This window comes from Nonomuraea sp. NPDC050451, from assembly GCF_044458585.1.
This window is the reverse complement of record NZ_JBITHZ010000038.1, coordinates 58759-70145: the sequence shown is the minus strand read 5'-3', so window position 1 is coordinate 70145 and position 11387 is coordinate 58759. Positions and strand designations below refer to the sequence as shown.

Sequence of the window (11387 nt, the reverse complement as noted above, 5' to 3'; positions counted from 1 at the left end):
ACCCCCTCGCCGGAGACGGTTCCCGGGCAGGAGGAAACCGGGTGCGCGCGACGGCACGCTGGGATCATGAGCGCGATACGAGCCACGAACCTGAGCAAGCGCTACGGCGGCACCACGGCCGTCGCAGACCTGTCCTTCGACGTCGAGCCGGGCCAGGTGACCGGATTTCTGGGGCCCAACGGGGCCGGCAAATCGACGACCATGCGCATGATCCTCGGGCTCGACCGGCCGTCCGGCGGCTCGGTGCTCGTGGACGGCCGGCCGTACGGGGAGCTGAGGCACCCGCTGCGCAAGGTGGGCGCGCTGCTGGACGCCAAGGCCGTGCACGGCGGGCGGAGCGCGCACAACCACCTGCTGGCCATCGCCCAGAGCAACGGCATCCCCGCGAGCCGCGTGAACGAGGTGCTGGACGCCGTGGGCCTGCGCGAGGTGGCCAGGCGGCGGGTCGGCGGCTTCTCGCTGGGCATGTCGCAGCGGCTGGGCATCGCCGCGGCGCTGCTCGGCGACCCGGAGATCCTGATCTTCGACGAGCCCGTCAACGGGCTCGACCCCGACGGCATCCTGTGGATCCGCACGTTCATGCGCAAGCTGGCCGCAGAGGGCCGGACCGTGTTCGTCTCCAGCCACCTGATGAGCGAGATGGCGCAGACGGCCGACCACCTGATCGTGATCGGCAAGGGGCTGCTCATCGCCGACACGAGCGTGCAGGAGTTCATCGGGCGCAGCTCGCAGGGGTACGTACGGGTCCGCTCGCCCCGTCTGGCCGAGGTGGCCGAGCTGGTCAAGGTCGGCGAGCTGCACCCCGACCACCTGCGCGTGACCGCGATGAGCATGCTCGAGATCGGCACTCTCACCGCGCGGGCCGGGATCCCGCTGGAGGAGCTGATGTTCGTGCAGCCCTCGCTGGAAGCGGCCTACATGGAGCTCACCAAGGACAGCCTGGAGTTCTCGTCATGATCGACATCCTCAGGTCCGAATGGACCAAGATCCGCTCGGTCCGCTCGACGGTGTGGACGCTGGCCGTCACCGCCCTGCTGATGCTGGGCATGGGCGCGCTCATCAGCCTCGCCGCGAAGAACTCGGCCGACGGGCCGATCGCCGCGGAGCAGGCGATCATGATGGGGCTGGTCGGCACCATGTTCGCCTCCCTGTCCATGGCCACGCTGGGCGTGCTGGTCATCTCCAGCGAGTACCGCACGGGCGGCATCCGCACGTCGCTGATGGCCGTGCCCAAGCGTATGAGCCTGCTGACCGGCAAGATCGTGGTGTTCACGGCGGTGTCCCTGGTCGTCAGCACGGTCGCGTCCGCGGCCTCGGTCCTCGTCAGCCTGACCGTCACGCAGCCGCCGGCGCTCGAGACGGGCGACGTGGTGCAGGCCGTGCTCGGGGGCGGCCTCTACCTGACCGCCTGCGGGCTGTTCGGGCTGGGGCTGGGCACGCTCATCCGGCACACGCCGGGCGCGATCGTCTCGGCCATCGCGCTGATGCTGGTCCTGCCGCAGGTGACGACCATGCTGCCCGGGCAGTGGGGCAAGACCGTGTCCGACTACTTCACCACCAACGCGGGCTCCCAGATCGTGATGCCCCGGGGCGGCAGCTCGCTCGGCCCGTGGGACGGGTTCGGCGTCTACCTCGTCTGGGTCGTGATCGCCATGATCGCGGGGGCCGTCCTGATGCAGAAGCGGGACGCCTGAGATCATTCGGCGCGGAGGGCGATGACGGGGTCCAGCCGGCCCGCCCTCCGCGCCGGCGCCACGCCGAAGAACACGCCGACCGCCGCCGACACCCCGAACGCCAGCGCGATCGACCACCACGTGATCGACGCGGGCACCTCGGTGAACGCCGCGATGGCCAGCGCGCCGCCCACCCCGAGCACGATCCCGGCGAGCCCGCCGATCGTGGTCAGCAGTACCGCCTCGATGAGGAACTGGGCCAGGATGTCGCGTTGCCTGGCCCCCAGCGCCTTGCGCAGCCCGATCTCCCGGGTGCGCTCGCGGACGCTGACCAGCATGATGTTCGACACGCCGACGCCGCCGACCAGCAGCGAGATGCCCGCGATGGCGGCCAGCACGCCGGTGAGCATGCCGAGCACGCTGCCGATCGTGCCGAGCAGCGCGGTCTGCGTGACCGCCGAGAACTGCTCGCCCGGATACCGCGCCCGCAGCGCCGCGGTCACCTTCTCCGACAGCGGGTCGATCTCCTCCGGCCCGGACGCGCCGACCGCCAGCCCGTTGATCCGCTCGATCCCGAACAGCCGCTGCGCCGTCGTCACCGGGATGTGGATCTCCTGGTCGCGGGAGAGCCCGAACGTCTGCCCGATCTCGGCGTACACGCCCACCACCCGGAACCTGGCCCCGGCCACCGTCACCTGCCGCCCGATCGGGTCCAGGTCGCCGAACAGCCGGTCGGCCACCTCCGAGCCGAGCACCGCCACCCTGCGCCGGGTGTCCACGTCGGTCTCGCTCAGCGGGCGGCCCTTGTCCAGGGGGCGCTCGAAGATGTTGACGAGGTTCTGGTCGGTGCCGATCACCGTGACGAACGCCTCGACCCTGCCGACGCGTACGGTCTCGCCCGACTGCAGCGAGACCGTGACCTTCGACGGGTCGCCCACCACGCGCCGCAGGTAGGCGACGTCGGCCAGGCCCAGCTTGCTCTGCGTCGGGGCCGCGCCGAGGCTGATGCGGCCGGGCACGACGAGGATGATGTTCGTGCCCAGGCCCGAGATCTGCTTCTCGATCTCGTCCTTCGCCCCGGTGCCGATGGCCACCAGGATCACCACGGCCAGCACGCCGATGATCACACCCAGCATGGTCAGCGCGCTCCGCAGGCGGTTCACCCGCAGGGCTTCCAGCGCCATCGTCAGCGCCTCGGCTGTGTTCATTGGCCTCACTCCGTTCGGCGCGCTCGGTCGCCTCCGTGCCGCCGCCTCACGCGATGTCCCTCTCGATCAGCCCGTCCCGCACGTAAATCTGCCGCCGGGCGTGGGCGGCGACGTCCGGCTCGTGCGTGACGAGCACCACCGCCACCCCGCCCTCGCCGTTGAGGCGGTCGAGGATGGCCATGACCTCGGCCCCGTTGGCGGTGTCGAGGTTGCCCGTGGGCTCGTCGGCCAGCAGCACCTTGGGCTCCCCGACCAGCGCCCTGGCGATGGCGACGCGCTGCTGCTCGCCGCCGGACATCTGGGACGGCCGGTGCTCCAGCCGGTGCCCGAGCCCGACCGCCTCCAGCGCCGTACGGGCCCGCGCGCGCCGCTCGGCCCGGCCGACCCCCCGGTAGACCAGCGGCAGCGCCACGTTGTCCAGCGCCGACGTCCTGGCCAGCAGGTGGAACGACTGGAAGACGAAGCCGATGGTCTTGTTCCGCAGCTCGGCCAGCTCGGTGTCGGACAATCCGGAGATCTCCACCCCGTTGACCTTGAGCACGCCCGAGCTGGGGCGGTCGAGGCAGCCGAGCAGGTGCATGAGCGTGGACTTCCCGGACCCTGAGGGCCCGACGATGGCGGCGAACTCGCCCTGGTCGATCCGGAGCGACACGCCGCGCAGCGCCTCCACGGCCACGCCGTCGAGCTGGTAGCGCCGGGTGAGGTCCACCGCCTCGATGGCGGCCGTCATGGGATCCGCTGCCCTTGCCGTACGGAGTCCGCGCCCTTGACCACGATCCGGTCGCCCACGGACAGCCCGCTCAGCACCTCGACCACCGCGTCTCCCTGGGCCCCCAGCTTGACCACGCGGCGCTCCGCCGCGCCGTTCCTGATCGCCCAGACCACGCTCTCGCGCCCGCTGGAGACGATGGCCGAGGCGGGGGCCGAGACGGCGGAGGGCGACTCGCGCACGGTCAGCCGCGTGACGGCGCTCATGCCCGGCTTGGGCGTGGGCGCCTTGGAGCCGTCGTCGAAGGCGCCGGGCCCGAGCGTGAGCCGCACCGGGTAGCTGACGCCGCCCGTGGTGCCCTCCATGGGGGTGACGCCGATGCCGGTCACCACGGCCGTGTACGTGGCGCCCGGCACCGCGTCCAGCTCGACGTCGGCGCGCACGCCCTTCTTGACCAGCAGCACGTCGGTCTCGTCGACGTCGGCGTCCAGGGTGAGCTTGGAGACGTCGGTGACGGTGACGATGGAGTCGCCCGCCGAGACGGGGACGCCCACCGCGACCGGGCTGCCGGCGGTGGAGCCGCCCGTCGACGGCAGGGACGGGAGCTGCTGCCCGCCGCCGGGGAGCTGGCTGAGCAGCCCTTCGACGCCGCCCGCGACCCCGCCGCCGCCCGAGGCGCGGCCGAGCGTGACGACGCCGCCGAACGGCGCCTTGATCGTGAGCGACCTGACCGTGCTCTCCGCCGCCTTGACCGCGGCCTTGGCCTGCGACTTCGAGGCCGCCTGCAGCGAGGCCATGGAGCTGGACAGCCCGCTGGTCACGCCGGACAGCAGGCCGCTGATCGAGCGGTTGAGCTGGGCGGTGATCGAGGCCAGGGCCCTGGTTTGCGCCTTGTGCTGGGCCTGCGCGAGGTCGATGGCGTTGAGGAGCTGCCTGCGCGTCCTCGCGTCCTCGACCTTCTTCGCCTCCTTGCGGGCCCTGGCGAAGTGGGCGGCCACCTTGCGGTCGAACGCCCGGGTGTCGAACGACGGCAGCCGGACCGCCGGCGTGCTGAAGCTCGCCGGGGTGGCCGCCTTGGAGGCCTGGCGGGCCTGCCGGAGCTGGCTCTGGGCCTGGGGTGAGCTGATCTTGACCAGGATCTGGCCCTTGCGCACGCGATCGCCCTCGCGGACGTACAGCTTGGCGATCGTGCCCTGGGCGGGCGAGCGCAGGGTCGCGGAGGCACGCGCGCCGACCGTGGCGGGGGCCTCCACGACCTCCGTGACCGGCCCCCGGCCGACCTCGCCGAGCTGGACCGCGGGCGGCGCCTCGGACGTGCAGCCGGTCAGTACGAAAAGGACGAGCAGCGGCGCGATGCCGCGACGTAACGTCACCCGACCCATCGTAGGAGTGAGGCCGGCCGGTCTCTCAGCCGGAGGCGAGCTGGCGCCCCCGGTCACGGGCGGCCTCGATCGCGGCCAGGAACGCGGCCCGCACGCTGTGCCGTTCCAGCTCCGCGATGGCGGCGATGGTCGTGCCGCCCGGCGAGGTGACGGCCTCGCGCAGGATCACCGGGTGCTCGCCCGAGTCGCGTAGCATCACGGCGGCCCCGACGATCGACTGGGTGACCATGTCGAGCGCGGCGGCCCGCGGCATGCCGAGCAGGATGCCCGCGTCGACCATGGCCTCGACCAGGTAGAAGAAGTAGGCCGGCCCGCTGCCGGACAGGGCAGTGGCGGCGTCCTGCTGGGACTCGGGGATGCGCAGCACCTTGCCGACCGGGCTGAGCAGGCCCTCGGTGCGCTTGAGGTGCTCCTCGCCCGCGTGGGCGCCCGCCGAGATCACGCTCATCGCCTCGTCGAACCTGATCGGCGTGTTGGACATCACCCGGACCACGGGCACGTCCACCCCGAGCCGCTGCTCCACGAACGCCGTCGTGATGCCGGCCGCGGCGGTGATCACGAGCCGGTCGGCGGGCACGTACGGGGCGATCTCGGCCAGCAGCGTGGCCATGTCCTGCGGTTTGACGGCCAGGATGAGGGTGTCGGCGACCTTGGCGGCCTCGGAGTTGGAGACGGTGCGCACGCCGTACGTCTCGCGCAGCGCCTGCGCCCGCTCGGCCCGGCGGCTGGTCGCCATGATGTCGCCCGGCTTGAACCCGGCGCGCAGCAGACCGGACAGCAGGGCCTCGCCCATCTTGCCCGTGCCCAGAATCGCAATCATTGGGGCAGCCTACCCTCGGCTCACCAGCGACCTGAGGAAGAAGGCCAGGTTGCGGGGGCGTTCGGCCAGGCGGCGCATGAGGTAGGGGTACCAGTCGGAGCCGTAGGGGACGTAGACGCGCATCCTGGCGCCCTGCCCGGCCAGGCGGAGCTGCTCGTCGGGGCGCACGCCGTACAGCATCTGGTGCTCGTAGCCGGTCGCGTCGCGGCCCTCCAGGACGGCGAGCGTGGACGCGATCCGCACGAGCCTGGGGTCGTGGGTGGCGACCATGGGGTAGCCGGTGCCGGCCATGAGGACTCTCAGGCACCGTACGAAGGAGCGGTCGATGTCGGCGGGCCTGGTGTAGGCCCCCGGGGCGGTGTAGGCGCCCTTGCACAGGCGCACCCGGGCCCCGCCGAGCTTCTCGCAGCGCTCCAGCGAGTCCGGCAGGTACGCCTGCACCACCACGCCCACGTCGGGATGGTCCTTGCGCAGCGCGGCGTGCACGGAGTGCAGGCCCGGGATCGTGTCGTGCTCCTCGGCGTCGAGCGTCACCGTGACGTTCCCGGCCGCGGCGGCCCGGCAGATCGCGGCGGCGTGGTCGAGCGCGAGCCGCTCCGACAGCCGCAGGCCGAGCGCCGTGAGCTTGACCGACACGTCGGCGCCGGCGGGCAGCAGGGCCAGCAGCCGCAGGTGCTCGGCGACCCCCTCCTCGGCCTGCGCCTGGTCGGTCACCTCCTCGCCGAGGTGGTCGACGGTGACGAGCAGCCCCTTGCGGGTCAGCTCTCCGATCACCTCGCCCACGTCGTCGGCGACGTAACGCCCGACCACGCCCGCGGTCAGCGGCGACGTCGAGATGAGACGCTCGGCGCGTTTGCTCTTGGAAATGGCCAACAATGCCTGACGGAGCACGTGAACCACACTAAACCGGGGCAGGATGAACCGCGGAACACTCTTGTCCGTCGAATGGGTATGCGTGCAATGACTGCGACTCTCCTGGCCGGTTGTCTGGTGCTCGCGACGAGTTGCGGCGCGGCGCCACCCGCCGAGCGGGCCTCCACGGCGGTCCCCGCCAAACCGCCCGCCGTGGCCGAACCGGTCACCACCACTCCGACCACGGGCCCCAAGAAGAGCCCCGAGCCGGTCAAGCCGACCGGCAACGCCATCAACGTCCACAAGGTCCGCTGGACCAAGGCCAAGGCGGTGTCCAAGCGGAAGGTCCAGCTCACCTGGTGGTCGGGCGTCGCCCCGTGCACGGTCCTGGACCACGTCAAGGTCAAGGAGACGGCCAAGTACGTCACGATCACCCTGTACGAGGGCACCGCGCCCAAGGCCAGGAACGTGTCGTGCATCATGATCGCGATCGAGAAGACCACGACGGTCACGCTCAAGAAGCCGATCGGCAAGCGCAAGGTCGTCGACGGCTCCAAGTAGCCCGTCCTGAGCGAACGGCCCCGGCACCGCGCCGGGGCCGTCTCCGTGCCCAGGAACCTTCTGCGGACCCGCCTCCGTTAGAGGGAATGCCGGTGCGCTCACGAGGGTTGAGTCGAGTAGGCTCAAGTCGTTTGACAAAGACGACCGGCATTCGTAACTTGAGTCCACAAGACTCAACTTTGACTACAAGGACGTACTCATGGCACGTGCGGTAGGTATCGACCTTGGGACGACCAACTCTGTCGTCTCGATCCTCGAGGGCGGTGAGCCCACCGTCATCGCCAACGCGCAGGGCTCGCGGACCACGCCGTCCGTGGTCGCCTTCGCGAAGAACGGCGAGGTCCTCGTCGGTGAGGTCGCCAAGCGGCAGGCCGTCACCAATGTGGACCGGACGATCCGATCGGTCAAGCGCGAAATGGGCACCAACTGGTCCCAGGAGATCGACGGCAAGAAGTTCTCGCCCCAGCAGATCAGCGCCTTCGTTCTGCAGAAGCTGAAGCAGGACGCGGAGGCCTACCTCGGCGAGAAGATCACCGACGCGGTGGTCACCGTTCCCGCCTACTTCAACGACGCCCAGCGCCAGGCCACCAAGGAGGCCGGCACGGTGGCGGGCCTCAACGTGCTCCGCATCATCAACGAGCCGACCGCGGCGGCCCTCGCCTACGGGCTCGACAAGGAGCAGGACCAGACCATCCTGGTCTTCGACCTCGGTGGCGGCACCTTCGACGTGTCGCTGCTCGACGTCGGCCAGGAGGACGGCCACGGCTTCGTCGAGGTCAAGGCCACCTCCGGTGACAACCACCTCGGTGGTGACGACTGGGACCAGCGCGTCGTCGACGAGCTCGTCAAGCGCTTCCAGAACGCGCACGGCGTCGACCTGTCCAAGGACAAGATGGCGCTCCAGCGCCTGCGCGAGGCGGCCGAGAAGGCCAAGATCGAGCTGTCCAGCCAGTCCGAGACCAACATCAACCTGCCCTACATCACGGCCTCGTCCGAGGGCCCGCTGCACCTCGACGAGAAGCTGACGCGCTCCGAGTTCCAGCGGCTGACGGCCGACCTGCTCGAGCGGACCAAGGGCCCGTTCCACCAGGTCATCAAGGACGCCGGCATCAAGGTCTCCGACATCGCCCACGTGGTGCTCGTCGGCGGCTCGACCCGCATGCCCGCCGTGACCGAGCTGGTCAGGGAGCTGACCGGCGGCAAGGAGCCCAACAAGGGCGTCAACCCGGACGAGGTCGTCGCCATCGGCGCCGCCCTGCAGGCCGGTGTGCTCAAGGGTGAGGTCAAGGACGTCCTGCTGCTCGACGTGACCCCGCTGTCGCTGGGCATCGAGACCAAGGGCGGCATCTTCACAAAGATCATCGAGCGCAACACGACGATCCCGACCAAGCGCTCCGAGGTCTTCACCACGGCCGAGGACAACCAGCCGTCGGTGCAGATCCAGGTCTTCCAGGGCGAGCGCGAGATCGCCTCGTACAACAAGAAGCTGGCGACCTTCGAGCTGACCGGCATCGCTCCGGCTCCGCGCGGCATCCCGCAGATCGAGGTCACCTTCGACATCGACGCCAACGGCATCGTCAACGTCTCCGCCAAGGACCTGGGCACGGGCAAGGAGCAGTCGATGACGATCACCGGCGGCTCCGCGCTGCCTAAGGACGACATCGAGCGGATGATGCGCGAGGCCGAGTCGTACGCCGAGGAGGACAAGAAGCGCCGCGAGGAGGCCGAGGTCCGTAACAACGCGGACGGGCTCGCCTACCAGACGGAGAAGTTCCTCCGCGAGAACGACGACAAGGTTCCGGGCGACATCAAGACCGAGGTCAACGACGCCCTGTCCGAGCTGAAGAAGGCTCTGGAGGGCACCGACACCGACGTCATCCGCACCTCCGCGGAGAAGCTCGCCACGGTCAGCCAGAAGATGGGTTCGGCGATCTACGCCGCGAGCCAGGGCCAGCAGGCCGGTGGCGAGGGCGCTCCGCAGGACGCCGCCGCCGGTGACGGCCAGAAGGCCGACGAGGACGTGGTCGAGGCCGAGATCGTCGACGACGAGCCGAAGAAGGACAAGTGATGCCGCCGCGCGAAAACGGGCATGACGAGCCGGTGATCCGCGACAACCGCAAGATCGACCCGGAGACGGGACAGGTCAGGGACGCCACCGTCGCCGACCAGGCGGTCCAGCCGCCGTCGGCGGTCAACGGCGAGCTGGAGGCCCAGCTCGCCGAGCGGACCGCGGACCTGCAGCGACTCCAGGCCGAATACGTGAACTACCGCAAGCGGGTCGAGCGCGACCGGGCCGCGGTCAGGGAACAGGCTGTCGCGGGCGCGCTGGTGGAGCTCCTGCCCGTGCTCGACGACATCGGCCGGGCCCGCGACCACGGCGAGCTCACCGGGGGCTTCGCGAAGGTGGCCGAGTCGCTGGAGGCGGCCGTCACCAAGCTGGGCCTCAGCGCCTTCGGGCAGAAGGGCGAGCCGTTCGACCCGACCGTCCACGAGGCGCTGATGCACAGCTACTCATCCGACGTCACCGAGCCGACCGCGATCGAGGTGTTGCAGCCTGGATACCGGATGGGTGACAGGGTGCTGCGCCCGGCGCGGGTGGCCGTCGCGGAGCCCGGGGACGCCACTCCCGCGTCCAATGACGACGACGAAAACTGACACGAGGACGAAGGGCCGTAGATGAGCACCAAGGACTACCTGGAGAAGGACTACTACGCCGTCCTTGGTGTGCCCAAGACCGCCACCGCCGAAGAGATCAAGAAGGCTTACCGGAAGCTGGCCAGGCAGTACCACCCCGACACCAACCAGGGCGACGTGACCAAGGAGACCAAGTTCAAGGAGGTCTCCGAGGCTTACGACGTCCTGTCCGACACCAAGCGCCGCAAGGAGTACGACGAGGCGCGCACGTTGTTCGGGTCCGGGGTGGGCGGCCAGCGGCCCGGTGGTGGCGGTTTCCCGTTCGACTTCGGTGACCTCTTCGGGGGCACCGGGCAGAGCACCGGCGGCGGTGCGGGCGAGCGGCTCGGCGACCTGTTCGGCGGGCTGTTCAACCGCGGCGGCGGCACCACCCGCACGACCACCACGTCGAGGCCGAGGCGTGGCCAGGACATCGAGTCCGAGGTCACGCTGACGTTCACCGAGGCGGTCGAGGGCACCACGGTGTCGCTCAGGCTGACCAGCTCGGCCGCCTGCGCCGCGTGCACCGGCACCGGCGCCAAGGCGGGCACGACCCCCAGGGTCTGCCCCACCTGCGAGGGCACGGGCGCGGCCAGCCGCAACCTGGGCAACTTCGCCTTCTCCGAGCCCTGCCGCGACTGCAAGGGCCGCGGGCTGATCGTGGACGACCCCTGCCCCGTGTGCGAGGGCAGCGGCCGGGCCAAGAGCACCCGCACCATCCAGGCCCGCATCCCCGCCGGCGTGGCCGACGGCCAGCGGGTCAAGCTCAAGGCCAAGGGGGCGCCGGGCGAGAACGGCGGGCCCGCCGGCGACCTCTACATCCTCACGCACGTCAAGCCGCACGCCGTCTTCGGGCGTTCGGGTGACAACCTGACGGTCACCGTGCCGGTGACGTTCACGGAGGCGGCGCTGGGTGCGGAGATCAAGGTGCCGATCCTCAAGGGCATGCCGGTCACGCTGCGCATTCCCACGGGCACGCCCAACGGGCGCACGTTCCGCGTGCGCGGCAGGGGCGTGACCCGCAAAGACGGCACCAAGGGAGACCTGCTGGCCACGGTCGAGGTGGTGGTGCCGAAGACGCTCGACGACAAGTCACGTGAGCTCCTCAACGAGTTCAACACCGCGACCGCGGGCGAAGACCCGCGCGCTGAGCTGATTCAGCGAGCCAGAAGCGAGTAGCCGATGGACGCCAACTATTTCGACCTGTCAGATGACACACCTGTATACGTGATCTCGGTGGCCGCGCAGCTGTCGGGGCTCCACCCGCAGACGCTGCGCCAGTACGACCGGCTGGGCCTGGTCAGTCCTGGGCGCACGGCGGGGCGCGGCCGCCTCTATTCGACCCGCGACATCATCCAGCTGCGCGAGGTGCAGCGGCTCTCCCAGGAGGAGGGCATCAACCTCGCGGGCATCAAGCGGATCCTCGAGCTCGAGAACGAAGCTCTGCGGCTGCGTGAGGAGGTTCACCGCCTGCGTGCCGAGATGCGCATGGTCAGAGCGTTGATCCGA

The 11387-nt window shown here is 70.3% G+C and carries 11 protein-coding genes and 1 pseudogene; 7 read left to right on the top strand and 5 right to left on the bottom strand.

Going from position 1 to position 11387, the window contains the following annotated elements; translation table 11 throughout:
* Nucleotides 1-66: 66 nt before the first annotated feature.
* Both ACIBI9_RS55570 and ACIBI9_RS55565 read left to right on the top strand, forming a co-directional pair.
* Nucleotides 67-957: an ABC transporter ATP-binding protein gene (locus ACIBI9_RS55570; RefSeq protein WP_397235525.1), complete on the top strand. Its 891-nt coding sequence runs from the start codon at nucleotides 67-69 to the stop codon at nucleotides 955-957.
* Nucleotides 954-1694, top strand: coding sequence for an ABC transporter permease subunit (locus tag ACIBI9_RS55565; RefSeq protein WP_397235524.1), 741 nt, complete (start codon nucleotides 954-956; stop codon nucleotides 1692-1694). Before ACIBI9_RS55570 ends, ACIBI9_RS55565 begins: the two co-directional genes overlap by 4 nt.
* Nucleotides 1695-1696: 2 nt before the next feature.
* On the opposite strand, the gene ACIBI9_RS55560 is transcribed toward ACIBI9_RS55565, so the two are convergent.
* From ACIBI9_RS55560 to ACIBI9_RS55540, 5 genes are read right to left on the bottom strand one after another with little or no spacing between them, the layout of a single operon-like run.
* Nucleotides 1697-2881, bottom strand: a complete 1185-nt coding sequence (locus ACIBI9_RS55560) for an ABC transporter permease (protein WP_397235523.1) — start codon at nucleotides 2879-2881, stop codon at nucleotides 1697-1699.
* Between the two features lie 46 nt (nucleotides 2882-2927).
* Nucleotides 2928-3611 (bottom strand): ABC transporter ATP-binding protein, encoded by a 684-nt coding sequence (locus ACIBI9_RS55555; protein ID WP_397235522.1) that lies wholly within the window; start codon nucleotides 3609-3611, stop codon nucleotides 2928-2930.
* On the bottom strand, nucleotides 3608-4963 hold the full coding sequence (locus ACIBI9_RS55550; protein ID WP_397235521.1) for an efflux RND transporter periplasmic adaptor subunit: 1356 nt from the start codon (nucleotides 4961-4963) through the stop codon (nucleotides 3608-3610). The genes ACIBI9_RS55555 and ACIBI9_RS55550 overlap by 4 nt, the downstream gene beginning before the upstream one ends.
* A 34-nt stretch (nucleotides 4964-4997) precedes the next feature.
* Nucleotides 4998-5792, bottom strand: a complete 795-nt coding sequence (gene proC / locus ACIBI9_RS55545) for a pyrroline-5-carboxylate reductase (RefSeq protein ID WP_192789449.1) — start codon at nucleotides 5790-5792, stop codon at nucleotides 4998-5000.
* A gap of 9 nt (nucleotides 5793-5801) precedes the next feature.
* A complete protein-coding gene (locus ACIBI9_RS55540) occupies nucleotides 5802-6683 on the bottom strand; it encodes a proline dehydrogenase family protein (protein ID WP_397235520.1) in 882 nt (293 codons plus the stop codon).
* 69 nt (nucleotides 6684-6752) lie between these two features.
* On the opposite strand from ACIBI9_RS55540, the gene ACIBI9_RS55535 reads away from it, so the two are divergent.
* The 5 genes and pseudogenes from ACIBI9_RS55535 to ACIBI9_RS55515 form a co-directional block, all read left to right on the top strand.
* On the top strand, nucleotides 6753-7205 hold the full coding sequence (locus ACIBI9_RS55535) for a hypothetical protein (RefSeq protein WP_397235519.1): 453 nt from the start codon (nucleotides 6753-6755) through the stop codon (nucleotides 7203-7205).
* A gap of 199 nt (nucleotides 7206-7404) precedes the next feature.
* On the top strand, nucleotides 7405-9273 hold the full coding sequence (dnaK, locus tag ACIBI9_RS55530; RefSeq protein ID WP_350739729.1) for a molecular chaperone DnaK: 1869 nt from the start codon (nucleotides 7405-7407) through the stop codon (nucleotides 9271-9273).
* A complete protein-coding gene (grpE, locus tag ACIBI9_RS55525) occupies nucleotides 9273-9860 on the top strand; it encodes a nucleotide exchange factor GrpE (RefSeq protein WP_394501582.1) in 588 nt (195 codons plus the stop codon). Before dnaK ends, grpE begins: the two co-directional genes overlap by 1 nt.
* 21 nt (nucleotides 9861-9881) lie before the next feature.
* Nucleotides 9882-11057: a molecular chaperone DnaJ gene (gene dnaJ, locus ACIBI9_RS55520; protein WP_397235518.1), complete on the top strand. Its 1176-nt coding sequence runs from the start codon at nucleotides 9882-9884 to the stop codon at nucleotides 11055-11057.
* 3 nt (nucleotides 11058-11060) lie between these two features.
* Nucleotides 11061-11384 (top strand): annotated as a pseudogene (locus ACIBI9_RS55515) (heat shock protein transcriptional repressor HspR); the annotation flags it as partial.
* Nucleotides 11385-11387 lie beyond the last annotated feature (3 nt).

Excerpts from the sequence above, each read along its gene's own strand:
- grpE (WP_394501582.1), top strand. The coding sequence starts at position 9,273 with ATGCCGCCGCGCGAAAACGGGCATGACGAGCCGGTGATCCGCGACAAC.
- dnaK (WP_350739729.1), top strand. The coding sequence starts at position 7,405 with ATGGCACGTGCGGTAGGTATCGACCTTGGGACGACCAACTCTGTCGTC.
- ACIBI9_RS55565 (WP_397235524.1), top strand. The coding sequence starts at position 954 with ATGATCGACATCCTCAGGTCCGAATGGACCAAGATCCGCTCGGTCCGC.
- ACIBI9_RS55560 (WP_397235523.1), bottom strand. The coding sequence starts at position 2,881 with ATGAACACAGCCGAGGCGCTGACGATGGCGCTGGAAGCCCTGCGGGTG.
- ACIBI9_RS55555 (WP_397235522.1), bottom strand. The coding sequence starts at position 3,611 with ATGACGGCCGCCATCGAGGCGGTGGACCTCACCCGGCGCTACCAGCTC.
- ACIBI9_RS55570 (WP_397235525.1), top strand. The coding sequence starts at position 67 with ATGAGCGCGATACGAGCCACGAACCTGAGCAAGCGCTACGGCGGCACC.
- dnaJ (WP_397235518.1), top strand. The coding sequence starts at position 9,882 with ATGAGCACCAAGGACTACCTGGAGAAGGACTACTACGCCGTCCTTGGT.
- ACIBI9_RS55535 (WP_397235519.1), top strand. The coding sequence starts at position 6,753 with ATGACTGCGACTCTCCTGGCCGGTTGTCTGGTGCTCGCGACGAGTTGC.
- proC (WP_192789449.1), bottom strand. The coding sequence starts at position 5,792 with ATGATTGCGATTCTGGGCACGGGCAAGATGGGCGAGGCCCTGCTGTCC.